We start from the raw sequence: 23300 nt of genomic DNA on the forward strand, positions 1-23300 counted from the left end.
CCTGCTCTCCTCGTGTTATGCCAGAATATTGGTCACCACGATTTCACCGGAGATAATCTTGTCCCGGATATCGTTCAGTGTCTCCTGCTCCTCGGCAGTAAAGAAGTCGCTCATAACAATACCGACGCCGTCATTGGCACAGGTCAGGACAGTCTCACCGGTGAGTACCTCGCCCTCCAGATAGCTCTCCACAAAGAGCTGGATGGCCACATCGCCTCTGGTCAGCGCGCTGGTCAGGACGGTCTCAGGCGCCAGGTGGGACTGGTCAATGTTCACGCCGATGGAATACACGCTCTTCTCGTCGCAGGCCTCAATCATACCAAGGCCGCTGCCACCGGCCGCGTGGAAGCACACGTCGGCGCCGTTGGCAATGGCGTCCAGTGTCAGGGATTTGGCCTGGGCCGGGTTGCTCCAGGCGTTGGCGTCGTTGCCCACGTACTTGGAGATGACCTGGGCGTCGGGGTTGACGTAGGCCACGCCCTCCTCGTAACCCTTCTGGTACTTCTGGATGGTGGGGATCTCCATGCCGCCGATGAAGCCTACCACGCCGCTCTCAGACTTCAGCGCAGCGGCAGCACCGGCCAGGAAGGCACACTCGTGGGTTGCATAAGTAAAGGATGCCACATTATCCAGGTCCACAACGGTGTCCAGGATCATGAAGTTGACCTCGGGGTAGCTGGGCGCCACAGCCCGCAGCGCCTCCTCCTGGCCAAACTCGTCCAGCACAATGAGGTCATATCCCTCTTCGCACAGGCGCTGCATGGCGTCCACATACATGGAGCTGTCGCTGCACTCGACCACCTTTGTCTGGACGCCGTACTCCTCCTTCACCGCCTCAAGTCCGGCGTTGGCCTGGTCGTGGACAGACTGGTCGCCCAGTGCGCCGCCCAGAACAAGGCCCACTTTGACATCAGCGGGATTGATCTCCCCGGTCTGAGCAGGTTCACCGCTCTGAGAGGGCTGAGGGCTTTCGCTTCCATTTGCAGGCGCAGGTGCGCATGCAGAGAGGAGCATCAGTGCTGCAAGACACAGGGAAAGCGCTGCGGTGGTAGCTTTTTTCATTGTGATTCCTCCTATTTTTTATATAAATTATCTCTTCCACACATCTTTTTGGATTTGTATTCCAATTTTTTCATTGACGATTTCGAGGCTTTTTTATATAATTGATTTAGGAGTTCGAACAACTCTTTAACTTGTCCAACAAGTTCACGACGTCATTATACAACCACATATTAGAATTGTAAACAATTATTTTTCTTTTTCGTTGTATTTTTTTATTATTTTCCCCATGCGGAGGTGTGTGCAGCATGACAATCCAGAAAATACGCAGTATGCAGGCCAACCCACCCGTGTTCGTCGGCGTTTATGAGGCTCTGTACGACGAGATTACCAACGGAACCTATAAGCCCGGAGAACAGCTCCCGCCCGAGACTGCGCTGGCTGAGCGGTATGGCGTCAGTCGGGGAAGCATCCGTCAGGCGCTGGCCATCCTGCGTGAGGACGGTCTCATATACAACCACCAGGGAAAGGGCAATTTTGTCAGCCAGAGCTATGAGCAGCTGCCCCAGGGCTTTGAACACCTGGATAACCCCGCCTTTTCCGCCGCCTTGTCCGAGTGCGACGAGGTTACCGTCTACTATAATTACAGTCCTCCTGCGGCGGTGGTACAGGAAAAGCTGAAGATCTCCGCCAGTGAACTGACCATCAACGGAAATCTGGTATACAGCCGCTGCGGAAAGCCCATCAGCCACGCCTTCATGGAGGTTCCCGTAAAATTCATTTCTGCCCACGACATCAATCTCTCCGATGACGACAGCGTGGAGCAGTTCCTGAACTATACCCTTTTCCAGCTTGCCGCTACCGCTGCTTCCCGCATCACATTTACTGTGGCAGAGGAGACTATCAGCCAGTTCCTCCAGGTCCCGCCCGGCACACAGGTTATCTTCATTGAGGAGATCCTGTACAGCAATATCGGCGAGGCCATCGGCCTGTGTAAGTACTATCTGCTCCCGGAGTACTATCACATCCATATTGTAAGAAAGCGGTAATTTCCCCCGCCGCCGTTTGACAACTGCCCTCCCTGCGGTTACAATGAATAGAGCCTATGTTTTATTCTGCCACGGAAGGAGCCAGTCAACATGCTCTTCTCTCATTACGATCGGTATCAGTATGCCCGCAGCCCCCTGGTGGAGGTTATCTGCCAGCTGCGGTTCCCCGCCATTCTCTCCATCAACGCCAATGACCCGGTGAACTTCCAGGAGGCCATCCGTCAGGAGTTCCCCCGCTTCAACAAGGCCCAGGAGCGTCCCGCACCCAAGATGACCATGGTGGACGGCGCGCCCAAACTGGTGCAGCCCGATCCCATTACCAACTACTCCTTTATCTCTGAGGACGGCCTGTGGAAGCTGAATCTGACCCAGAACTTCATCGCCCTCTCCACCCTGCGCTACCATCGCTGGGAGGACTTTGCCCAGCGGCTGGACCGCCCCCTGGCCCAGTTCATCCAGATCTACCACCCCACCTTCTTCGAGCGGGTGGGCCTGCGGTATGTCAACGCCTTCTCCCGCCGGGCCCTGGGCCTGGAGGGTACCCCCTGGTCCGACCTGATTCAGCCCGCCTTCCTGGGCGTCATGGCGGAGCCCGATGTGGATGAGTCCAAGATCGGCAAGTGCTCCCTGGAGGTCAATATGGCTCTGGAAGACAACTGCCGTATGAAGGTCCACGCCGGTCCCGGCCTGCTGGGCGGCGGCAAGAAGGACCCGGAGGTCAAGTTCATTCTGGACAACGATTTCTCCTCCGCCGGCAACATCGCCCCCGACAAGGTGGCCTCCGGCCTGGAGGACCTGCACTACCATGCCGTGCGTCTCTTCCGGGGCGCCCTCACCTCCGAGCTCCACACCGCCATGGGCGCCGAGCCCCTGGTCTGAACCTCTTTTCTTCCTGTTTTTCCTGCCCGCCGGTATGATACCGGCGGGCATTTTTTGTCTTTTTCGCCATTATATTTTTCCATTGTCATTTCTGACAAAAATGGAACACCCGCGATTTTTCCGTTGACAAGGCCGGTTAGCTTGTGTAAACTCATTCATGTTAGATGGTGCTAACCATCTGTTTTCAGGAAGCAGACCGCTTCTTTTCTTTTTGCCCAAAAGTTAGCTGTTGCTAATATCAGAGAGGAGACCTTCTGCCATGATGATCAACAAACGGCTCATCGGAATCGTACCCGAGAGCAAACGGTATATCGCGGGAAATGTGGCCTTCCAGTGGCTGGGTATGGCCAGCAACGCGGCCATGATTTTTTCCTTCGCCTGGGTGCTCCAGGGCCTGCTGGACAACTCCCTGCCCACCTGGGGCCTGCCTGCCGCCGCAGGTGTGGTGGTGCTGGCGGCGGTGGTGCGGTGGATGTGCGCCGTGGGGGCGGGCCGGATGAGCTTCCGGGCCGCCAAGGCGGTGAAGCAGGTGCTCCGCCGCCGGATCTATGAAAAGCTCCTGCGGCTTGGCCCGGCATACAGCCAGAAGTGCTCCACCGCCGAGGCGGTGCAGCTGTCCACCGAGGGTGTGGAGCAGCTGGAGACTTACTTCGGCGGCTACCTGCCCCAGTTCTTTTACAGCATGCTGGCCCCCGTTACCCTGTTCCTTCTGCTCTCCCCGGTGAGCCTGAAGGCGGCCGCCGCCCTGCTGGTGTGCGTGCCCCTCATCCCCGTGGCCATTGCCGCGGTGCAGACCCTGGCCAAGCGGCTGCTGGGCAAGTACTGGGGCCAGTACGCCGCCCTGGGCGACACATTCCTGGAAAATCTCCAGGGCCTGACCACCCTGAAGATCTATCAGGCCGACCAGGCCCGCCACGAGGAGATGAACCGGGAGGCCGAATCTTTCCGCCGCATCACCATGAAGGTGCTCACCATGCAGCTCAACTCCATCACCATCATGGACCTGGTGGCCTACGGCGGCGCCGCCCTGGGCATCGCCCTGGCCGTGATTGAGCTGTGGACCCGAAAAGTGGGCTTTGCCGGGTGCTTCGCCATTCTGCTGCTCTCCGCCGAGTTCTTCCTGCCCATGCGGCAGCTGGGCTCCTTCTTCCACGTGGCCATGAACGGCATGGCCGCCAGCGACCGGATTTTCGCCCTGCTGGACCTGCCGGAGGAGTCCTCCGGCACGGTGGAGGAGGCCCCTGAGGGCGAGCTGCGCTGCCGTGGGCTCCGCTTCTCCTACGAGGCTGACCGTGAGGTGCTCCACGGGCTGGACATGGACTTCCAGCCCAACAGCTGCACCGCCATTGTGGGCGAGAGCGGCTGCGGCAAGAGCACCGTGGCCGCCATCCTGTCCGGCCGCCTGCGGGGGTATGCCGGAGAGGTCACTCTGGGCGGCGCGGACCTGAGCACCCTGTCCAATGAAGCCCTCACCCGGGCGGTAACCTACGTGGGCTTCAACAGCTGGATTTTCCGTGGTACCGTCCGCGAAAACCTGCTGATGGCCAGGCCCGGCGCCAGCGAGAGCCAGCTTTGGGCCGCCCTGGAGCGGGCCAACCTGTCCGGTTTCCTCCGCAGCGAGGGCGGCCTGGACCTGGTCCTGGAGAGCCAGGGGGCCAACCTGTCCGGCGGCCAGCGGCAGCGGCTGGCCCTGGCCCGGGCTCTGCTCCACGACAGCCCGGTGTACATCTTTGACGAGGCCACCTCCAACATCGACCCGGACAGCGAGAACGACATTATGGAACAGATTATACTCCTGAGCCGGGAAAAGACGGTGGTGCTCATCACTCACCGGCTGGCCAATGTCACCGCCGCCCAGCGCATCTACGTCATGGACGGCGGGCGCCTGGCGGGCGCGGGGACTCACGCCGCCCTGCTCTCCCAGGGCGGGCATTACGCAAAATTGTGGGAGAGCCAGCAGGCTCTTGAGAAAATCGGAATGTGCGAAAAGGAGGCGGAGGCGGTATGAACGGTCAGAACACAAAACGGAGCGGCCTGGGCATTATGGTCCGGCTGATTGTACTGGTGGGGCCCCTGCTGCCCTTCATGGTGCTGGCTGTGACGCTGGGCGTGGCCGGGTTCCTGTGCGCCACCGCCATTACTGTCCTGGGCGGCTGGGCCATGCTGGATGTGATGGGGCTGAACGCCCCCATGTCCTTCATCCTGCTGTTCCACTTTCTGGCGCTGGCGGCGGTGCTGCGGGGGTTCCTGCGGTACGGCGAGCAGGCCTGCAACCACTTCATCGCCTTCAAGCTGTTGGCCCTGGTGCGGGACAAGGTCTTCGGCGCTCTGCGCCGTCTGTGCCCCGCCAAGCTGGAGGGCAGAGACCGGGGCGACCTCATCGCCCTCATCACCTCGGACATTGAGCTGCTGGAGGTCTTTTACGCCCACACCATCTCCCCTGCCGCCATCGCCCTCATCATGTCGGTCATCATGGCGGTGTTCATCGGCTCCTTCCACCCCCTGCTGGGCGTGGTGGCCGCCATCGCCTATGTGACCATCGGTCTGGTGCTGCCCTTCCTCATTTCCCGCAGCACCGGGGACGCAGGAAAGCGGTTCCGTGCCGGTGCGGGCGCCCTCAGCGGCTTTGTGCTGGACAGCCTGCGGGGCCTGCGTGAAATTCTCCAGTATCGCCGGGGCGCTCAGCGCCTGGAGGAGCTGGATAAGCGGACCGCCGCCCTCTCGGACACCGAGCAGAAGCTGAAGGACGCCGCCGCCCGTGGCATGGCCCTGACCAACACGGTCATTCTCTTCTTTGACCTGGTCATGCTGCTCTCTACCGCCCTGCTGTTCCAGGCTGGGCTGGTGGGCTTTGACGGGGTGCTTATCCCCCTGGTGGCCCTTATGAGCTCCTTCGGCCCGGTGGTGGCTCTGGCCAACCTGGGCAGCACCCTCCAGAATACCCTGGCGGCCGGCGGCCGGGTGCTGGACCTGCTGGACGAGGCTCCCCTGGTGGAGGAGGTGGATGGCAAGGCCCCTGTGTCCTTCTCCGGCGGCAGCTGTGAGCACGTCACTTTCTCCTATGGTGATGAGACCATCCTCTCCGACCTGAGCCTAGATGTCCGCAAGGGCGAGATTCTGGGCATCATCGGCCCCAGCGGCAGCGGAAAATCCACCCTGCTGCGGCTGCTCATGCGGTTCTGGGACGTAAATCGCGGCTCCGTAAAGCTGTCCAATACCGACGTGAAGGACATCAACACCGCCAACCTGCGGCAGATGGAGGCCCTGGTGACCCAGGACACCCACCTGTTCCACGACAGCATCGCCAACAACCTGCGCATCGCCAAGCCGGATGCCACCCAGGAAGAGCTGGAGGACGCCTGCCGCAAGGCTTCGGTCCACGACTTCATCCTCTCCCTGCCCAAGGGATACGACACCCCGGTGGGCGAGCTGGGGGACACCCTGTCCGGCGGCGAACGGCAGCGGCTGGGTCTGGCCCGTGCCTTTCTCCACGGCGCGCCCCTGCTGCTGCTGGATGAGCCCACCAGCAACCTGGACAGCCTGAATGAAGCGGTTATCCTCAAGGCTCTGAAAGAGGAGCAGGGAAACCGGACCGTGGTGCTGGTGTCCCACCGGGCTTCCACCATGGGCATCGCCCACCGGGTGTGCCGGGTGGCCAACGGGAGAGTGAGCTGATGGGCGCTGACATCGAGGCCAAGCGGCAGCGGGAAAAGGCCATAGTCAACGAGATGATCGCCCTCTACTGCCGGAAGAAGCACGGCACAAGAGGCGGCCTGTGTCCCGACTGCGCCGCTCTGGCGGCCTACGCCCAGCAGCGGAGCGACCGCTGTCCCTTTATGGAGACCAAGACCTTCTGTTCCAACTGCTCTGTCCACTGCTACAAGCCGGAGATGCGGGAGAAAATCCGGGATGTGATGCGCTTTTCCGGCCCCCGGATGCTCTTTGTCCACCCTGTGGCCGCCATCCGGCACGTCATGGAAACCAAACGAGAAAAACGACGACTGGAGGAACTGGGATGAAAAAAGTTCTGTATGTCATTCTGGGCTGTATCGGCCTGGGCCTGGGCGCCCTGGGCGCCGCTCTGCCCCTGCTGCCCGCCTTTCCCTTCCTGATGCTCTCCGCCTTCTGCTTTGCCCGCAGCTCGGAGCGGCTCCACAGCTGGTTCACCTCCACCAGGCTCTACAAGAACAACCTGGAGAGCTTTGTCCGGGGCAAGGGCATGACCTGGCGTACCAAGCTGCGGATCATGGGCGTGGTCACCCTGACCATGGCCTTCGGCTTTGCCATGATGGGCCGGGTGCCGGTGGGCCGGATCATTCTGGCCATCGTGTGGGTGTGCCACATTCTGTACTTCATCTTCGGCATCCGCACCATCCCCGCCACTCAGGTCACGGAGGAGTCTGAAGAGGATATCTGGCAGGATGAGAACGCGGCGTGACAGGACCTTTTCCGGTCAACCTCCCCTGCATTAGGAATTTCGGTTGAGAATCCTTCCCATTTATCCTACTGTTTTATATGGTTTTCCGATTGACTTCTTTCCTGCCCTTTCTTATACTTTGGTATGAGAAAAATTGGGCGGCCCGGAGATTGCTGCATGCCGCCCCAGATAAAAAGGAGCGATTGCTATGGGTACCATTCAACTGGCCGAGCACCTCTACTCCGTGGGCGTGCTGAATCCCGGCCTGCGTATTTTTGACATCATTATGCCCGCCCCCTACGGCACCAGCTACAACGCCTATCTCCTCACCGGCGAGAAGAATGTGCTGATTGAGACCGTTCACGCCGACTACTGGGACGAGTACCGCTCCAACATCGAGCAGGTGCTCCCCCTGGAGAAGATCGACTATCTGGTTATGAACCACAACGAGCCCGACCACTCGGGCAGCGTGGCCAAGCTGCTGGAGGCCTGCCCCAACCTTACCATCCTGTGCACTGCCGCCGGCAAGAAGCACCTGACCGACATCACCAACAGCACTGCCCTGCCCTTCCAGGTGGTGAAGCAGGGTGACAGCGTGGACCTGGGCGGCGGCCGCACCCTGGAGTTCCTGCCCTCCGCCATGCTCCACTGGGCCGACTCCATGTTCACCTGGTGCCCCCAGGACAAGGTGCTCTTCACCTGCGACTTCCTGGGCGCCCACTACTGCGAGCCCACCATGCTGGACCGCAACGTCCACGACCAGCACGCCTATCTGGAGATGGTGCGCCACTACTACAACTGCATCTTCGGGCCCTTCAAGCCCCATGTGCTGGCTGGCCTGGAGAAGATTAAGCCTCTGAATCCCGCCATCATCTGCCCCAGCCACGGTCCCTGCCTCACCGACCGCATGGGCGACATTGAAGAGCTCTACCGGCTGTGGAGCACTCCCGCTGCCAAGACCGAGAAGCTGGCCGCCGTGCTCTACTGCTCCGCCTATGGCTGCACCGCCGCCCTGGCCAGCGCTGCCGCTGAGGCCCTCCGCCAGGCTGGAGTGCATGTAGAGGTCCGGGATGTGGCCACCACGCCCTTGAGCGAGACCGCCACCCTGGCCAACGAGTGTGACCTGCTGGCTGTGGGTGCCCCCACCATCAACCGCGACGCTCCCAAGCCCATCTGGGACGTGCTCACCTCTATCGACGCCATCAACTGCGCCAAGAAGCCCGCCTTTGTCTTTGGCTCCTACGGCTGGAGCGGCGAGGGCCCCGAGATGCTGCGCACCCGCCTCTCTCAGCTGCGGTTCAGCGTGCCCGACGCTGCCTTCCGCTGCACCTTCACCCCCGCCCAGGCTGACCTGGACGCCGTGACTGCCCTGGCCAATGAGGCCGCCGCCAAGCTGGGTTGAGCGCTTACTCCCACTTGAACAAAAAACGGACGGAATTGCTTTCGGCAATTCCGTCCGTTTGCTTTTACACCGGAATAAAAAACGCCGCCGGCATTGCCGGCGGCGTCTGATGTTCTGCAATTAGTCCAGCAGGTTCTTCTCGGTGGAGGGGTCAAAGAGGTGCACCAGCGCCTCGGGGAAGGTGAAGTTGACCTCAGCGCCGAAGGGGATACCGGCCCGGTGCTGGGCGGGCAGGTCGGTGGAGGGAATGCGGAGCACGACCTCCTTCTCGCCGGCCACCACGTGCAGGTGGACCTCGCTGCCCATCATCTCGGACACATCCACATGGGCGGTGACAGTGCCCTCGCCGGTGGAGTGCTTCAGGATGAGGTGCTCGGGGCGGCAGCCCAGAATCACGTCCATGGACTCACGGCCCTTGGCAGCCAGACCGTCCTGGATGTCCTTGGCCAGGTTGACCCGGGTACCGGCATAGTCCACATAGTAGCCGCTGCCGTCCTTGACCAGCTTGGCGTCAAAGAAGTTCATCTGAGGCGTACCGATGAAGCCGGCCACGAAGACATTGGCGGGGTGATCAAAGACCTGCTGAGGCGTGCCGATCTGCTGGATGAAGCCGTCCTTCATGATGACGATACGGTCGCCCAGAGTCATAGCCTCGGTCTGGTCGTGGGTAACATAGATAAAGGTGGTGTCGATGCGCTGACGGAGCTTGATGATCTCAGCGCGCATCTGGTTACGCAGCTTGGCGTCCAGGTTGGACAGAGGCTCATCCATCAGGAACACCTGGGGCTCACGGACGATGGCGCGGCCGATGGCCACACGCTGACGCTGGCCGCCGGACAGAGCCTTGGGCTTACGCTCCAGGTACTGGGTGATGTCCAGAATCTCGGCAGCCTCGCGGACGCGGCGGTCGATCTCGTCCTTGGGCATCTTGCGCAGCTTGAGGGCGAAGGCCATATTCTCGTACACGGTCATGTGGGGATAGAGCGCGTAGTTCTGGAAGACCATGGCGATGTCGCGGTCCTTGGGCTCCACGTCGTTGACGCGGCGCTCACCGATGAACAGATCGCCCTCGGAGATGTCCTCCAGGCCGGCGATCATACGCAGGGTAGTGGACTTGCCGCAGCCGGAGGGGCCGACCAGGACGATGAATTCCTTGTCTGCGATCTCCAGGTTGAAGTCGTGGACAGCCACCACGTTCTTGTCGTAGATCTTCTTTACGTTCTTCAGGCTCAAAGTTGCCATGTACACAGGCCGTGACTGCAATGCCTCCGCAAATACAGCCTTGCACCCGGGGAGCGAAACCCCGCATGCTTTACGGCAGGTCTCCACACTGCCGCACCGCCGGCCCGGCGGATTTTGGTCTCCTCCTTTTTTACGGGGAGACGGGCCTATATTAAATTATGTAATTTAAAATTGGAGTAGTCCCGCCTCGCCTGATTGAATATGCAGGCCGCAGTGCAACCCGATCATGGACAGTTTAGCACAAAAGCAGCAGCCAGACAATCTCGATAAATCGGCCAAATTTTCCGATTTGTTTTTGGGCAAAATACCATTTCTTCCTCTTTTGTCTCCGGCGCAAAGCCTCCGTCCCTTGACAGCGCCGCCCTTCTCTGGTATTCTGTCAGTGCGCTATATGACTGACGGAAGTGGGCTGACCACGTGGAGTATAGCGGACATGAGCCGACCGTCTGGGCACGCTGCGCTTTCGCGCGGTGTGCCCTTTTTGCATCCCGAAAACAGGAAGAGAGATTTTAAGGAGGCGCGGTTAGAGATGAAAACCGACATTGAGATTGCCCAAGCGTGCACCATGCTGCCCATCACCCAGGTGGCCGAGGAGCTGGGCGTGAGCCAGGAGGTGCTGGAGCCCTACGGCCGCTACAAGGCCAAGCTGGACCCGGCGGCCATCAGCGCCCTGCCCCGGAAGGGACGGCTGATTCTGGTCACCGCCATCAACCCCACCCCCGCCGGCGAGGGCAAGACCACCACCAGCGTGGGTCTGGCCGACGCACTCCACCGGCTGGGCAAGAAGGCTGTGCTGGCCCTGCGTGAGCCCTCCCTGGGCCCCGTGTTCGGCATCAAGGGCGGCGCCGCCGGCGGCGGCTACGCCCAGGTGGTGCCCATGGAGGACATCAACCTCCACTTCACCGGCGATTTCCACGCCATCGGCGCGGCCAACAACCTGCTCTCCGCTATGCTGGACAACCACATCCAGCAGGGCAACGCCCTGGACATCGACGTGCGCAAGATCACCTGGAAGCGCTGCGTGGACATGAACGACCGCCAGCTGCGCAATATCGTCTGCGGCCTGGGCGGCAAGGTCAACGGCGTGCCCCGTGAGGACGGCTTCGACATCACCGTGGCCAGCGAGGTCATGGCGGTACTCTGCCTGGCCACCGGCCTGAAGGACCTGAAGGAGCGGCTGGGCCGCATGGTGGTGGCCTACACCCGGGACGACAAGCCCGTCACCGCCCGTGACCTGAAGGCGGACGGCGCCATGACCGCCCTGCTGAAGGACGCCATCAAGCCCAATCTGGTCCAGACTCTGGAGCACACCCCCGCCCTCATCCACGGCGGCCCCTTCGCCAACATCGCCCACGGCTGCAACTCCATCACCGCCACTGACGCCGCACTCCGGCTGGGCGACTACGCCGTCACCGAGGCCGGCTTCGGCGCCGACCTGGGCGCTGAGAAGTTCCTGGACATCAAGTGCCGCTACGGCGGCCTGACTCCCTCCGCTGTGGTTGTGGTAGCCACCGTCCGTGCCCTCAAGCACCACGGCGGCGCGGCCAAGAGCGAGCTGGGCACCGAGAACCTGGCTGCCCTGGAGAAGGGCCTGCCCAATCTGCTCCAGCATGTGGAGAACATCACCCAGGTGTACGGCCTGCCCTGCGTGGTGGCCATCAACCGCTTCCCCACTGACACCGAGGCCGAGCTGGCCCTGGTGGAGGAGAAGTGCCGGGCCCTGGGCGTCAATGTGGCCCTCAGCGAGGTGTGGGCCAAGGGCGGCGAAGGCGGCGAGGCCCTGGCCAAGGAGGTCATGCGCCTGTGCGAGACCCCCGGCAACTTCCGCTTCTGCTACGACGCGGACAGCTCCATTGAGGAGAAGCTGGATGCCATCGCCCGGAAGATCTACCACGCCGACGGCGTGGACCTGACCTCCAACGCCCGCAAGCAGCTGAAACAGCTCACCGACCTGGGTTATGACAAGCTGCCCATCTGCATGGCCAAGACCCAGTACTCCTTCTCCGATGACGCCGCCCTGCTGGGCGCTCCCCGCAGCTTCCGCATCACCGTGCGGAATCTGAAGGTGGCTGCCGGTGCCGGCTTCCTGGTGGCCCTCACCGGAGACATCATGACCATGCCTGGGTTGCCCAAGATGCCTGCTGCCGAGAATATCGACGTGGACGAGAACGGCAGAATTACCGGTCTGTTCTAATCAAGAAACCGTATATCACAAACGGCTGTGCCGGCGCAATGCGCCGGCACAGCCGTTTTGTCTTTTCATTTACCGGATGCGTGCCGTGCTGCCGCGGACCTTCAGAATCGGGGTGAGCTGGGAAATGGGCTTCTTCCCCTTCGGATTCTGGAGCAGCTGAAGCATTCCGTCCACCGCGTGCTCTGCAATTTCACAGATAGGCTGCGCCACAGTGGTGAGCGGCGGGTCAATGATATCGGAAAAGGCGATGTCATCCACTCCCACCACAGACAGGTCCCGGGGAATGGACAGATTATAGCTGCGGCACTCCTTATAGACGCCGTAGGCAATCATATCGTTAAAGGCAAAAATCGCCGTGACATTCTGTCCCAGCAGGCAGGGCAGTGCTCTGTTGCCGCACTCGATGGACAGCGTATCGCAGAAGAGCAGCTCCGTGTCCACCGGAATTCCGTACTCTGCAAAGGCTTTGCGGTATCCCGCGTAGCGCTGCACGTTTACGTTCAGGGTAATGGGCCCGGAGGCACAGCCGATCCGCCGGTGGCCCAGCTCCAACAGATGCTTGGTGGCCAGATAGCCGATTTGCGTCTGGTCCACTGCCACCGTGACATGGTTTCCGTCATCCGTGACACGGTCCACGTACACCACCGGGATATCAATATCCTTCAGCAGCTCCTGACACTTCACGGTCTCCTCTGCGTCCTCAAAGTCCAGCTGAGCCAGCACAATCCCGTCTACCCGGCGGTCGGAGAAAATGCGCAGGTACTCCCGCGTGATCTTGGGATCGCCGCCGGTATTGCCGATAATGACATTCAGATTTTCATGGCGCAGCCGCATTTCAATCTGATTGGAGAGCGCCGCAAAGAACGGGTTATTGGAGTCGGGCAGAATAAGTCCGATGGTATTGGTTGTCTTTGTCACCAGGCCCACCGCCAGCTGATTGGGCCTGTAACGCAGCTCCTTCACCGCCCGGAGCACCTTTTCCCTGGTATCGTGAGAGATGGAGACCGGCTTCTCATTCAAAATCAGGGAGACAGTGGAGGGAGATACTCCCGCGGCCCTTGCCACATCTTTGATTGTTGTCCGCATTCCGCTCATCCTTCCTGCGACACTTCTCTTTTTGTACTGTACAACAATGTTATTGTTAAAACGATTTTAGTCTATCTATTCAAAACAGTCAAGCCAAAACTATACAAAGTGTCGAAAAATATGGATTTTGAACAATTACAATTGACACAGTTCGTACAATTATGATACCATGCAGGCAGACAAAAGTCGAAAAACCGCAGACCAAGGTGGCATTTTATTTTTTTGGCTATTAAAACGTTTTAATAGTTGAAAAAGCAGCAAGCAAAGGAAACGGAATACTATAAACATGGAGGGTCACAAATGAAAAAGAACAGTATCAAGCGTCTCGTCTGCCTGCTCCTGGCTGCCATGCTGCTGGCCGTTATGGCCGGATGCAGCGACTCCCCTTCCGGCGATAACGGCGGAAGCGATGATGGAAAGACCAAAATCGTTCTGCTCCTGAACGGCTACCTGGGCGACCTTGCCTGGTACGACTGCTCCGCTGCCGGCATCCAGGCCATCCAGGACAAGTACCCCGACGAGGTGGAGACCAAGGTCATCGAGATGACCACCGACAAGTCCAAGTACGACTCCATCATCGCCGACACCCTCAGCGAGGACTGGGACATTGTCATCGCCGGCTCCTGGACCATGATGGAGTACATCGAGGCCGCTGCCGCCGACTACCCCGAGATGGAGTTCTGGTTCTTTGACGAGCCCATCGAGGGCATCGACAACGTGTACAGCATGTCCTACAACGCCAACGAGGGCGCCTTCCTGGCCGGTATGGCCGCCGCCAGCGTGTCTGAGACCGGCGTCATCGGCTTCATCGGCGGCGAGGACTCCACCGTGGTCAACGACTCCCTGGTGGGCTATCTGGAGGGTGCCGCCTACGTCAACCCCGACATCAAGGCCATCGTGTCCTACACCGGCAACTGGGACGACTCCGCCAAGGGTAAGGAGCTGGCTCTGGTGCAGTACAACGCCGGCGCCGACGTGGTGTTCCAGCTGGCCTCCAACGCCGGTGTGGGCGTGTTTGAGGCCGCCAAGGAGACCGGCAACCTGGCCATCGGCTCCGATACCGATCAGTCTCTGATCTTCGCCGAGAGCGATCCCGACAAGGCCGCCACCATCCTCACCAGCTCCCTCAAGCGGGTGGATACCTCCCTGCTGCGGGCCTATGAGCTCTACAAGAGCGGCGAGGTCCCCTACGGCACCTGCGAGCGCCTGGGTCTGGACAAGGAGTGCGTGGGCATCGTGGAGAACGACAACTACCTGGCCCACGTGGATGAGGAGTCTGCCGCCGCCATTGCCCAGGCCAAGCAGGACATCATTGACGGCAAGATCACCGTCTCCTCCGCCTACGGCATGACCACCGAGGAGCTGGCTGAGTTCAAGGCCCAGTACATCAAGTAAGAACCGATAAGCTATCAGATGCAAGTCTGCCGCCTGTTGGAAGAGAGTCATTCTCCGGAGTGACTCTCTTCCGGCCCTTAGGCGTCTAAACCTACAACAGCAGAAAGAGGGTGACCTTCTCCGATGAGTGAAATCTTGCGGGTCGAGCATTTGATGAAGGTATACGGAAATGGTGTCATGGCAAACAAGGACATCAATTTTTCCGCTGAAAAAGGCGAAATTCACGCCATCTGCGGCGAGAATGGCGCCGGAAAGTCCACACTGATGAAGATGCTCTACGGCATCGAGCAGCCCAGCGAGGGCGACATCTATGTCAAGGGTGAAAAGGTCCATCTCACCTCCTCCGCCAAGGCCATTGAGCACAGCATCGGCATGGTGCACCAGCACTTCATGCTGGTGCCCTCCCTGACGGTGGCGGAGAACGTGGTGCTGGGCGTGGAGCCCAAGCGGGGCCTCAGCTTTGATGCCAAGAAGGCCATCCAGATGACCGAGGAAATCGCCCAGAAGTACAATCTGCCCGTCCCCGCCCGGGAGAAGGTGGAGAACATCTCGGTGGGTCTGAAGCAGCGGGTGGAGATCATCAAGGCCCTGCTCAAGGGCGCGGAGATCCTCATTCTGGACGAGCCCACCACCGTCCTCACCCCCCAGGAGACCGAGGAGCTCTTTGTGGAGCTCAAGCACCTGCGGGACCAGGGCCACACCATTCTCTTCATCTCCCACAAGCTCTACGAGGTGAAAAAGCTGTGCGACCGGGTCACCGTCATGCGCAACGGCCGGATGATTGGCACCCGGAACATTGCCGACGTCACCGAGGCCGACATCTCCAGAATGATGGTGGGCCGCGACGTGGTGGAGGTCATTGAGAAGGACAAGGCCAAGCCGGGCGAGACGGTGCTCAAGCTCCGTGGCGTCACCTGCCACAACAGTACCACCGGCCGGAAGCTGCTGGACAACGTGTCCCTGGACGTGAAGAAGGGCATGATTCTGGGTCTGGCGGGCGTGGAAGGCAACGGCCAGCACGAGCTGCTGGAGGCCATCGCCGGCGTGGAGCGTCTCTCCTCCGGCACCATCACCCTCAACGGCAAGGACCTGACCAACCACTCCATCCGGGAAATCCGCGAGGCGGGCATCTCCCATATCCCCGAGGACCGCATGGCGGAGGGCACGGCCAAAAAGCTGAGCATCTCCAACAACATCCTGGCCGGACGCCACCGCAAGGCCCCCTTTACCGGCAAGATCCTCTTCAACACCAAGGAGATTAAAAAAGAGGCCGACCACCTGATCGAAGAGTACCACGTCAAGTGCAGCGGCAGGGACCAGGAGATCGGCATGCTCTCCGGCGGCAACATCCAGAAGGTTGTCGTGGCCCGTGAGTTCTCTGTGGAGCCCGAGGTCATCCTGGTGGACCAGCCCACCCGGGGCATCGACATCGGCGCGGCCACCTTCATCCGCAACCGTCTGGTTCAGCTCCGGGACGAGGGCAAGGCCATTCTGGTCAACTCGGCGGATTTGAACGAGGTGCTGGGCCTGTCCGACAGCCTGGCCGTGTTCCACAACGGCCGTATCTCCGGCTACTTTGAGGACTCCTCCACCCTGACCGAGGAGGAGCTGGGCCTGTACATGCTGGGTGTGAAAGAACAGTCTGCGGAAGAGATAGAGGAGAAATTCCATGGATAAACTGAAACAAAAGCTCCACAAGCCGGGGATGACCCAGGAGGCGCTGGAGCGGCGCTTCTCCCTCATGCGGACCTCGCTGGCCATCGCCATCGGCATTCTGCTCTCCATTGTTATCATCCTGATCGTCAGCGATGACCCCCTGCTGGCCATCAAATACCTGCTCATCGGGCCTCTCCTGAGCCTGAACAACTTCTACAGCCTGTTCACCATGTGGATCCCCATCGTCATCACCGGCCTGGCGGTCTGCATCATGTTCAGCGCCAACCAGTTCAACCTGTTCGCTGAGGGCGGCTTCTTCTTCGGCGCGGTGGTGGCTGCCGCGGTGGCTCTGTCGGTGGATCTGCCCGCCGGCATTCACCCCGTGGTGTGCATCCTGGCCGCCGCGGTGGTGTGCGGCCTGCTGGGTGCCATCCCCGCCCTGATGCGGCACAAGCTGGGCGCCTCCGAGATGGTGGCCTCCCTGCTGCTCAACTACGCCTGCCTCCAGCTGGGCCTGTTCATTATCAGCTACTTCTTCCGGGACCCCAACGCGGGCAGCGTGGTCTCCCGCAAGTACCCTGACAGCGCCAAGCTGCTGGAGCTCATTCCCCGCAGCAACATTCACGTGGGCATCATCGTTGCCATTGTGCTGGTGGTGCTGACCTACTACTTCATGTACTACACCCGCTGGGGCTATGAGATCCGTCTGGTGGGCGAGAACGAGAAGTTCGCCAAGTACAGCGGTATCAGCATCGGCGCGGTGACCATCGGCTCCCAGGTGCTGGGCAGCGCCCTGGCCGGCGGCGCCGGCGCCATCGAGACCCTGGCGCTCTACTCCCGCTTCTCCTACACCGACCTGACCGGCCACGGCTGGGACGGCGTGACTCTGGCCATTCTGGCCGGCCGCAACCCCAAGTACATCCCGCTGGCCGCCCTGTTCCTGGCCTACCTGCGCAAGGGCGCCGATCTGATGTCCATGCGGGCGGGCATGCAGACCGACTTCGTCTCCGTGATTCAGGCCGTCATTCTGGTGTTCCTGCTGGCGGAGCAGTTCCTCTCCGGCTACCGGCAGAAGAAGACCTACGCCCTGAGCAAGCAGCTGGAAGCTGCCCAGGAAGAGATGGGAGGGTGAAACAATGAGTGAAATCTTGGAACTGGTATTCAGCGCATCCTTCGGCTTTTCCGTGCTCCGTCTGACCACCCCCATCCTGCTGGCCGCCCTGGCCTCGGTCATCTCGGAGCGGGCCGGCGTGGGCAACATCACCATGGAGGGCACCATGCTCATCTCCGCCTTCACCGGCGTGGTGGTCTCCGCCTATACGGGCAGCGCCTGGCTGGGCTTTGCCGCCGGCATTGCGGCGGGCGCCATCAGCGGCTATCTGCTGGCCTACATCATCTTCAAGCTCCAGGTCAACGACATTCTGGCCGGTATCGCCATCAACCTGCTGGGCAGCGGCGGCACCGTGTTCTTCCTCTTCGCCCTCACCGGCGTGCGCGGCATCTCCACCTCCCTGAGCAGCAAGGTGATGCCCTCGGTGGACATTCCCTTCATTAAGGATATCCCCGTGCTGGGCGAGATCATCTCCGGCCACAACATCGTCACCTACATGTCCTTCGTCATGGTCATTCTGGTGTGGTTCATCCTGTTCCGCACCCCCCTGGGCCTGCGTATCCGGTCCGTGGGCGAGAACCCCGACGCAGCCAAGTCGGTGGGCGTCAACGTCTACCGCACCAAGAGCATCGCCCTGACCATCGCCGGCGTGCTCTCCGGCATGGGCGGCGTGTATATGTCCATGGGCTACGTGTCCTGGTTCGCCAAGGACCTGACCGCCGGCCGCGGCTGGATCGGTATCGCCGCAGCCGCCATGAGCGGCCAGCACCCCGTGGGCGCGGCAGTGGCCTCCCTGTTCTTCGGCGTGGCCGATGCCACCGCCAACACCCTTCAGACCATCAACCTGCCCTCCCAGCTGGTGCTCATGATCCCCTATGTGGTCACCCTGCTGGCCATGTGCGTGTACGCCTACTACCGGCTGCAGAAGAAGAAACGCCTTGCCAAGGGTAAGGCCAGCCTGGCCAAGGCTCCCGCCCAGTAAGCCGGGAGAAGGAAAGGAGCGACCAATTTTCATGGAACAGTTTACCAATCAGCGGGTGCTGGATATGATCCGCTCCATGAGCGCGGAGGAGAAGCTCCTCTGCGTCCACGGCCAGCTGTGGGACCCCTACCGCGCCAATCAGGCGGGCTTTGTCCGGGGCAACAAGCGGCTGGGCATCCCCGACCTCCTGATCTCCGACGGTGAGCAGGGCGTCAACATCAGCTTTGAGACCACCGTGTTCCCCGCCAAGGTGAGCCTGGCCTCCACCTTTGACCGGGACAGCGCCTTCCTCTATGGCCAGGCCATGGGCCGGGAGGCCAAGTCGGCGGGCATACACCTGATTCTGACCCCCCGGGTCAACATCGCCCGTGATCCCATCTCCCTCAAAGGCACCAGCAACGGCGGCAACTACCAGACTTACAGCGAGGACCCCATCCTCAACGGCGAGATGGGCGCCCAGGAGGCCATGGGTATCCAGGACAAGCACCAGGCCCTGGCCAACCTGAAGCAGATGTTCGCCTCCAGCACCGGCGCCGCCCAGGGCGCGGGCAACTGCGTGCTGGACGAGCAGACCATCCACGAGCTGTATATGCTGCCCTACGAGCTGGTCATGCGGGCCGGGGTGGCCAGCGCCATGACCAACTACAACCAGATCAACGGCACCTGGACCTATGACTACGGCCACATGATGAAGGACTGTGCCAGAGGCGAGTGGGGCTTCAAGGGCTTCATCTTTGACGACTGGTACTGCCTCTACGACCCCAACTCCATCCGCCACGGCGCCACTCTGGAGATGCCCGGCGAGGACTACTACGACGAGGGCAGCGAGCTCTCCACCTACGGCAAGCGGCTGCTGGAGGCCATCGAGGACCCCAACCAGCCTGTGACCATGGAGGACCTGGACCGGGCGGTCTACTACTACCTGGACACCCTGGACCGCTTCGGTATGCTGGACGAGCCCCAGCGGGTCCCCGGCGACATCGACGCCGGCACCAAGGCCCACAGCATTCAGGTCTGCCAGCAGGTGGCGGAAAAGGGCGCTGTGCTGCTGAAGAACGAGGACAATATTCTCCCCATCTCCTTTGAGGGGAAGAAGGTGGCCCTCATCGGCCCGGGCGCCGCCCAGCAGGTCATGCCCACCTTCAAGGAGTCCCCCTACGGCTTCGACGACCGCCGGACCGGCCTCTATCCCCTGCTGAAGGAGCGTCTGGGCGACGCCGTCACCTTCTCCGTGGGCGACGATCTGGACGGCGTGGTGGTGCCCTCCCGCTGCCTGCGGCCCGCCCCCGACGCCCAGGAGAACGGCATCCAGCGGTATGTGGCCCGCTTCACCTACGAGACTCTGAGCAACGGCGACCTGGAGGACTACCCCCGTCCCGACAGCTTTGTCATCGATCCCAACGTGGACTTTGACAGCGAGCATCCCCTCCCCGCCCTGCCCCGTGAGCAGCGCAGGGGCTTCTTCAAGGAGACCCCCAAGGAGTACTACATGTGGCACGGCTACCTGACCCCGGAGGAGACCGGCATGCACCGTCTCAGCCTCCAGAGCAAATTCCCCGGGCTGGAGGCCTTCCACCGCAACGGCGTGGAGAACGGCGACCTGTCCATCTCCACCTCGGGCAACCTGTACATTCGTGAGGTGGGCAGCGACCGCTGCCTGGAGCGCATCGGCATGGGTACCCGCATCTCGGCCAACGGCATTGCCAACCCCTTCTCCGAGGTGGTCCCCTGCTCCGACGGCTGGAACAACGCCGGCGGCGCCGTCTACCTGGAGAAGGGCAAGCAGTATGAGCTCTACTTCAACCACACCTGTGTCTATCTGGAGCCCCTCAGCGTCCGGCTGGCCTGGACCACCCCGTCCATGTACGAGGCCGCCATGGCCAAGGCGGAGCAGGCCGCGGCCCAGGCGGATGTGGCCATCGTCTTTGCCTGGCACCAGAGCGTCAACGACACCCTGTCACTGGAGGAAAACCAGGACGAGCTCATCCACCGGGTGGCAAAGGCCAATCCCAACACCGTGGTGGTGCTCAACAACGGCGACCCGGTGCTCATGCCCTGGCGGGACGAGGTGAAGGCCATTCTGGAGATGTGGTTCTCCGGCCAGGAGGGCTCCCGGGCCACTCTGGCGGTGCTGGAGGGCAAGGCCAACCCGGCCGGCCGCCTGCCCGTCACCTTCCCCAGGAAGCTGGAGGACATCGCCGCCCGTGACCCGGAGCATCCGGAGCGTTACGCCGTGTCCGGCCGCATCAGCGAAAAGGACGCCGTCCACCCCAACACCGCCTACTTCACCGAGGGCCTGCTCAACGGCTACCGGTGGTTTGACGAGACGGGCAAGGAGCCCCTCTACCCCTTCGGCTACGGCCTGAGCTACACCACCTTCCAGTACAGCGCGCCCACCTGCGCCTGGAAGGGCGAGGACCTGGAGGTGTGCTGCACCATCCGGAACACCGGCGACCGGGACGGCGACGAGGTGGCCCAGTGCTATCTGGGCCGGCCCGGCGAGATTCCTCCCGGAATCCAGACCGTACCCAAGCTGCTGACCGACTTCCGCCGGGTGTCCCTCAAGGCCGGTGAGGAGAAGACCGTCCGCTTTACCCTCCCCCGGCGCTGCTTCCAGTACTACGACAAGACCACACAGACTTTCCAGACGTTTACCGGGGCACGGCAGGTGCTCATCGGGGCCTCCTCCCGTGATATCCGTCTGACGGCAGAGGTGCGAGTATGAAGAAAAACGGTATTATGCACGCGGAGCTGATGCACCAGATCGCCGCGCTGGGCCACATGGAGACCTTCCTCATCGGGGATGCGGGTATGCCCATCCCCAAGGGCGTACCCATCATCGACCTGGCCCTGTGCCGGGGCATCCCCTCCTTCACCGACGTGCTGGACGCGGTGCTGGCCGAGACCAAGGTGGAGTTTTACTATGTGGCGGAGGAGACCGCCCAGCAGAACAAGTCTCTTCAGAGCCATCTGGAGCAGGTTCTGCCCGGCGTTCCCAGTGAGAGTATGCCCCACAGCCAGCTCAAGGAGCTCAGCCGCAGCTGCAAGTTCGCCATCCGCACCGGGGAGTGCTCCTCCTTTGCCAACGTGATTCTGCGGGCGGGGGTGACCTTCTGAGATGAAGGTGCTCAACTTTGGCTCCCTGAACATCGACTATGTCTACCAGGTGGACCATATGGTCCGGGCCGGTGAGACCCTGGCCTCTGACGGCCGGGAGGCCTTTCCCGGCGGCAAGGGCCTGAACCAGTCCGTGGCCCTGGCCCGGGCGGGAGTACCGGTGTACCACGCCGGACTCATCGGCGGCGATGGCGGCATGCTGCTGGACGTGTGCCGGGAAAACGGGATTGATGCCCGGTTCATCCGGGAGATGCCCGGCCCCAGCGGCCACACCATCATTCAGGTGGACAAAACCGCCCAGAACTGCATCCTGCTCTACGCCGGCAGCAACGGGCAGATGACTCCCGACTTTGTGGACGAGGTGCTCTCCCACTTTGACCGGGGCGACCTGCTGCTGCTCCAGAACGAGATCAACCTGCTCCCCTATCTCATCGACAGGGCCTATGACCGGGGCATGACAGTGGTCCTCAACCCCTCCCCCATCGGCCCGGCCCTGAAGGAGTGCGACCTGTCCAAGGTGTCCCTGTTCCTGCTCAACGAGATTGAGGGCAGTGTGCTCTCCGGCTGCGACAGCCCCGAGGGCATCATGGACTACATGAGAAAGACCTACCCCAGCGCCCGCACGGTGCTGACACTGGGCAAGGACGGCTCCTGGTACTTTGACGCGGACACCGCGCTCCGGCAGCAGGCCTATACTGTGGACGCGGTGGACACCACCGCCGCCGGCGACACCTTTACCGGCTACTTCCTCAGCGCCCTGCTGAAGGAGCTGCCCGTGGCCCAGGCTCTGGAGCTGGCCTCCCGGGCCTCCGCCCTGGCGGTCACCCGCAAGGGGGCCGTGCCCTCCATCCCCCTCTGGGACGAGGTGCAGGCCTTCGCACCCCAATCCTGACATCTTCCTACCCTCTTATTTTTCTCCCCGCAAAAGAGAACCGGCAGGCCAGGCGGCCTGCCGGTTCTCCTATTTCCTTTTTGTATGTACCAGTATCAGCCCTGCTTGGCCCGGTCAGCCTGAATCAGGCGCTTAATGGCCTCCACGCCCACACGGACGGCGGAGGACACGTCGTGACTCTCGTCCTGGGGCAGGCCGGCGGCGTCTCTCTCCTGGTTCCAGATGACGTGGAAGGCGGAGCCGCAGCGCACACCCAGGGCGGAGGCGCAGCAGAACAGGGCCGCCGACTCCATCTCAGAGGCCAGGACGCCCAGCCGTTTCCAGGCCTCCCACTTGGCCTGGAGCTCATAGGAGACAGGCATACGGGCGGGGTCGTGCTGGCCATAGAAGGAGTCCTTGCACTGGACCACGCCTGCGTGCCACACGTGGCCCATGTCCCGGGCGGAGTCCACCAGTGCGGTGAGGACCTCATAGTCGGCCACGGCTGGGAACTCAATGGGGGCGTACTCCCGGCTGGCGCCCTCGTGGCGGATAGCGCCGGTGGCGATGACCACGTCGCCGGACTTCACGTCCAGCCTGATGCCGCCGCAGGTGCCCACCCGGACAAAGGTGTCGGCGCCGATCTTGGTCAGCTCCTCCATGGCGATGACGGCGGAGGGTCCGCCGATACCGGTGGAGCAGACCGATACCTTCTCACCCAGCAGGGTGCCGGTATAGGTAGTGTACTCCCGGTTGGACTGGATTTTCACCGGGTTGTCGAAATGAGAGGCGATAACCTCGCAGCGGCCCGGATCGCCGGGCAGCAGCACATAACGACCCACGTCCCCCGCCTTGCACTTGATGTGAAACTGAAGCTCATGTTCGTGCATATTGCTCACC

The 23300-nt window shown here is 61.6% G+C and carries 19 protein-coding genes and 1 riboswitch; of the genes, 15 read left to right on the forward strand and 4 right to left on the reverse strand.

Going from position 1 to position 23300, the window contains the following annotated elements; genetic code table 11:
* Window positions 1-15 precede the first annotated feature (15 nt).
* Window positions 16-1062, reverse strand: a complete 1047-nt coding sequence (locus ACOX7T_RS05825; RefSeq protein ID WP_433440783.1) for a BMP family lipoprotein — start codon at window positions 1060-1062, stop codon at window positions 16-18.
* Between the two features lie 245 nt (window positions 1063-1307).
* Between ACOX7T_RS05825 and ACOX7T_RS05830 the strand changes: the two genes are divergently transcribed.
* From ACOX7T_RS05830 to ACOX7T_RS05860, 7 genes are all read left to right on the forward strand, one after another.
* A complete protein-coding gene (locus tag ACOX7T_RS05830; RefSeq protein ID WP_433440785.1) occupies window positions 1308-2048 on the forward strand; it encodes a GntR family transcriptional regulator in 741 nt (246 codons plus the stop codon).
* Between the two features lie 90 nt (window positions 2049-2138).
* The gene (locus tag ACOX7T_RS05835) at window positions 2139-2927 is read left to right on the forward strand and encodes a TIGR04255 family protein (RefSeq protein ID WP_433440787.1); all 789 of its coding nucleotides are present in this window, start codon (window positions 2139-2141) and stop codon (window positions 2925-2927) included.
* Between the two features lie 259 nt (window positions 2928-3186).
* Complete coding sequence (locus ACOX7T_RS05840; protein WP_433440789.1) at window positions 3187-4935, forward strand: ABC transporter ATP-binding protein/permease; 1749 nt, start codon at window positions 3187-3189, stop codon at window positions 4933-4935.
* Window positions 4932-6602 carry an amino acid ABC transporter ATP-binding/permease protein gene (locus ACOX7T_RS05845; RefSeq protein ID WP_433440791.1) on the forward strand — a complete coding sequence of 557 codons (1671 nt, stop codon included), beginning with the start codon at window positions 4932-4934 and terminating at the stop codon, window positions 6600-6602. Before ACOX7T_RS05840 ends, ACOX7T_RS05845 begins: the two co-directional genes overlap by 4 nt.
* Complete coding sequence (locus tag ACOX7T_RS05850) at window positions 6602-6946, forward strand: nitrous oxide-stimulated promoter family protein (protein WP_433440793.1); 345 nt, start codon at window positions 6602-6604, stop codon at window positions 6944-6946. The genes ACOX7T_RS05845 and ACOX7T_RS05850 overlap by 1 nt, the downstream gene beginning before the upstream one ends.
* A complete protein-coding gene (locus ACOX7T_RS05855; protein ID WP_433440795.1) occupies window positions 6943-7365 on the forward strand; it encodes a YbaN family protein in 423 nt (140 codons plus the stop codon). Before ACOX7T_RS05850 ends, ACOX7T_RS05855 begins: the two co-directional genes overlap by 4 nt.
* Before the next feature lie 187 nt (window positions 7366-7552).
* Window positions 7553-8746: an FprA family A-type flavoprotein gene (locus tag ACOX7T_RS05860; protein ID WP_433440797.1), complete on the forward strand. Its 1194-nt coding sequence runs from the start codon at window positions 7553-7555 to the stop codon at window positions 8744-8746.
* Between the two features lie 120 nt (window positions 8747-8866).
* On the opposite strand, the gene ACOX7T_RS05865 is transcribed toward ACOX7T_RS05860, so the two are convergent.
* Window positions 8867-9988 (reverse strand): ABC transporter ATP-binding protein, encoded by a 1122-nt coding sequence (locus tag ACOX7T_RS05865; RefSeq protein ID WP_433441010.1) that lies wholly within the window; start codon window positions 9986-9988, stop codon window positions 8867-8869.
* 381 nt (window positions 9989-10369) lie between these two features.
* A riboswitch (ZMP/ZTP riboswitch) is annotated at window positions 10370-10447 on the forward strand.
* A gap of 70 nt (window positions 10448-10517) precedes the next feature.
* On the opposite strand from ACOX7T_RS05865, the gene ACOX7T_RS05870 reads away from it, so the two are divergent.
* On the forward strand, window positions 10518-12182 hold the full coding sequence (locus tag ACOX7T_RS05870) for a formate--tetrahydrofolate ligase (protein ID WP_433440799.1): 1665 nt from the start codon (window positions 10518-10520) through the stop codon (window positions 12180-12182).
* A gap of 69 nt (window positions 12183-12251) precedes the next feature.
* Here the strand turns inward: ACOX7T_RS05870 and ACOX7T_RS05875 are convergent, their stop codons facing one another.
* On the reverse strand, window positions 12252-13268 hold the full coding sequence (locus ACOX7T_RS05875; protein WP_433440801.1) for a LacI family DNA-binding transcriptional regulator: 1017 nt from the start codon (window positions 13266-13268) through the stop codon (window positions 12252-12254).
* A 300-nt stretch (window positions 13269-13568) separates the two neighbouring features.
* On the opposite strand from ACOX7T_RS05875, the gene ACOX7T_RS05880 reads away from it, so the two are divergent.
* The 7 genes from ACOX7T_RS05880 to ACOX7T_RS05910 all read left to right on the forward strand — a co-directional run bounded on the left by ACOX7T_RS05880 (window position 13569) and on the right by ACOX7T_RS05910 (window position 22421).
* A complete protein-coding gene (locus tag ACOX7T_RS05880) occupies window positions 13569-14663 on the forward strand; it encodes a BMP family ABC transporter substrate-binding protein (RefSeq protein ID WP_433440803.1) in 1095 nt (364 codons plus the stop codon).
* Window positions 14664-14840: 177 nt separating this feature from the next.
* Window positions 14841-16340, forward strand: coding sequence for an ABC transporter ATP-binding protein (locus tag ACOX7T_RS05885; RefSeq protein WP_433440804.1), 1500 nt, complete (start codon window positions 14841-14843; stop codon window positions 16338-16340).
* Complete coding sequence (locus ACOX7T_RS05890; RefSeq protein WP_433440806.1) at window positions 16333-17451, forward strand: ABC transporter permease; 1119 nt, start codon at window positions 16333-16335, stop codon at window positions 17449-17451. The genes ACOX7T_RS05885 and ACOX7T_RS05890 overlap by 8 nt, the downstream gene beginning before the upstream one ends.
* Window positions 17452-17455: 4 nt before the next feature.
* Window positions 17456-18412: an ABC transporter permease gene (locus tag ACOX7T_RS05895; RefSeq protein WP_433440808.1), complete on the forward strand. Its 957-nt coding sequence runs from the start codon at window positions 17456-17458 to the stop codon at window positions 18410-18412.
* A 31-nt stretch (window positions 18413-18443) separates the two neighbouring features.
* Complete coding sequence (locus ACOX7T_RS05900) at window positions 18444-21137, forward strand: beta-glucosidase family protein (RefSeq protein WP_433440810.1); 2694 nt, start codon at window positions 18444-18446, stop codon at window positions 21135-21137.
* Entirely contained in the window at window positions 21134-21529 is a 396-nt protein-coding gene (rbsD, locus tag ACOX7T_RS05905; protein ID WP_433440812.1) for a D-ribose pyranase, read from the forward strand. The genes ACOX7T_RS05900 and rbsD overlap by 4 nt, the downstream gene beginning before the upstream one ends.
* A 1-nt stretch (window position 21530) precedes the next feature.
* Window positions 21531-22421, forward strand: a complete 891-nt coding sequence (locus ACOX7T_RS05910; protein ID WP_433440814.1) for a ribokinase — start codon at window positions 21531-21533, stop codon at window positions 22419-22421.
* Between the two features lie 95 nt (window positions 22422-22516).
* Here ACOX7T_RS05910 and udp read toward each other — a convergent pair whose 3' ends face one another.
* Window positions 22517-23290 carry a uridine phosphorylase gene (gene udp / locus ACOX7T_RS05915; protein ID WP_433440816.1) on the reverse strand — a complete coding sequence of 258 codons (774 nt, stop codon included), beginning with the start codon at window positions 23288-23290 and terminating at the stop codon, window positions 22517-22519.
* Between the last annotated feature and the right edge of the window lie 10 nt (window positions 23291-23300).

The sequence above is a fragment of the Pseudoflavonifractor sp. genome, assembly GCF_050943825.1.
In the GTDB taxonomy this organism is placed as follows: domain Bacteria; phylum Bacillota; class Clostridia; order Oscillospirales; family Oscillospiraceae; genus Pseudoflavonifractor.

Excerpts from the sequence above, each read along its gene's own strand:
- ACOX7T_RS05855 (WP_433440795.1), top strand. The coding sequence starts at position 6,943 with ATGAAAAAAGTTCTGTATGTCATTCTGGGCTGTATCGGCCTGGGCCTG.
- ACOX7T_RS05850 (WP_433440793.1), top strand. The coding sequence starts at position 6,602 with ATGGGCGCTGACATCGAGGCCAAGCGGCAGCGGGAAAAGGCCATAGTC.
- ACOX7T_RS05900 (WP_433440810.1), top strand. The coding sequence starts at position 18,444 with ATGGAACAGTTTACCAATCAGCGGGTGCTGGATATGATCCGCTCCATG.
- ACOX7T_RS05885 (WP_433440804.1), top strand. The coding sequence starts at position 14,841 with ATGGCAAACAAGGACATCAATTTTTCCGCTGAAAAAGGCGAAATTCAC.
- ACOX7T_RS05875 (WP_433440801.1), bottom strand. The coding sequence starts at position 13,268 with ATGCGGACAACAATCAAAGATGTGGCAAGGGCCGCGGGAGTATCTCCC.
- ACOX7T_RS05890 (WP_433440806.1), top strand. The coding sequence starts at position 16,333 with ATGGATAAACTGAAACAAAAGCTCCACAAGCCGGGGATGACCCAGGAG.
- rbsD (WP_433440812.1), top strand. The coding sequence starts at position 21,134 with ATGAAGAAAAACGGTATTATGCACGCGGAGCTGATGCACCAGATCGCC.
- ACOX7T_RS05840 (WP_433440789.1), top strand. The coding sequence starts at position 3,187 with ATGATGATCAACAAACGGCTCATCGGAATCGTACCCGAGAGCAAACGG.
- ACOX7T_RS05895 (WP_433440808.1), top strand. The coding sequence starts at position 17,456 with ATGAGTGAAATCTTGGAACTGGTATTCAGCGCATCCTTCGGCTTTTCC.
- udp (WP_433440816.1), bottom strand. The coding sequence starts at position 23,290 with ATGCACGAACATGAGCTTCAGTTTCACATCAAGTGCAAGGCGGGGGAC.
- ACOX7T_RS05845 (WP_433440791.1), top strand. The coding sequence starts at position 4,932 with ATGAACGGTCAGAACACAAAACGGAGCGGCCTGGGCATTATGGTCCGG.
- ACOX7T_RS05910 (WP_433440814.1), top strand. The coding sequence starts at position 21,531 with ATGAAGGTGCTCAACTTTGGCTCCCTGAACATCGACTATGTCTACCAG.
- ACOX7T_RS05825 (WP_433440783.1), bottom strand. The coding sequence starts at position 1,062 with ATGAAAAAAGCTACCACCGCAGCGCTTTCCCTGTGTCTTGCAGCACTG.
- ACOX7T_RS05860 (WP_433440797.1), top strand. The coding sequence starts at position 7,553 with ATGGGTACCATTCAACTGGCCGAGCACCTCTACTCCGTGGGCGTGCTG.
- ACOX7T_RS05830 (WP_433440785.1), top strand. The coding sequence starts at position 1,308 with ATGACAATCCAGAAAATACGCAGTATGCAGGCCAACCCACCCGTGTTC.
- ACOX7T_RS05880 (WP_433440803.1), top strand. The coding sequence starts at position 13,569 with ATGAAAAAGAACAGTATCAAGCGTCTCGTCTGCCTGCTCCTGGCTGCC.
- ACOX7T_RS05865 (WP_433441010.1), bottom strand. The coding sequence starts at position 9,988 with ATGGCAACTTTGAGCCTGAAGAACGTAAAGAAGATCTACGACAAGAAC.
- ACOX7T_RS05835 (WP_433440787.1), top strand. The coding sequence starts at position 2,139 with ATGCTCTTCTCTCATTACGATCGGTATCAGTATGCCCGCAGCCCCCTG.
- ACOX7T_RS05870 (WP_433440799.1), top strand. The coding sequence starts at position 10,518 with ATGAAAACCGACATTGAGATTGCCCAAGCGTGCACCATGCTGCCCATC.